Origin of the sequence: Spongiactinospora gelatinilytica, assembly GCF_003236385.1 — a bacterium.
Classification (GTDB): Bacteria; Actinomycetota; Actinomycetes; order Streptosporangiales; family Streptosporangiaceae; genus Spongiactinospora; species Spongiactinospora gelatinilytica.
This window is the reverse complement of the sequence record NZ_POUA01000920.1, coordinates 1-404: the sequence shown is the minus strand read 5'-3', so window position 1 is coordinate 404 and position 404 is coordinate 1. Positions and strand designations below refer to the sequence as shown.

Annotated in this window: 1 pseudogene; it reads left to right on the top strand. The window is 70.3% G+C overall.

The features are described 5' to 3' along the window. Positions 1-369, top strand: a pseudogene (locus C1I98_RS40065) (LLM class flavin-dependent oxidoreductase); the annotation flags it as partial. Between the last annotated feature and the right edge of the window lie 35 nt (positions 370-404).

The window sequence follows — 404 nt, the reverse complement described above, 5'->3', positions numbered from 1 at the left end:
GCCCTCGAACGCGTCGCCCGCTGGGGCGACGGCTTCCTCGCCGCCGCGCCACCGACGTGGGCGGGCGACCTGTTCGACACCGTCCGCGCGTTCTGGAAGCAGTACGGCCGGGCCGGGCGGCCCCACATCGTCGCGCAGGTCAACATCGCACTCGGCCCCCAGGACGTGATCGACGACGCCCGCGCCAACATGCACGCGTACTACGCCTTCACCGGCATGGCCGACCAGATGGTCTCCGGCATGCTCACCACACCGGCGCAGATCCGCGACACGATCACCGCTTTCACCGACCTGGGCGCCGACGAGGTCGTGTGCTACTGCTACGGCCTGGACCCGTCCCAGGTAGACCGCCTAGCCGAAGCACTGTGACCACCCCCCGCCCATAACCGCCCCAAGGGGTGGAC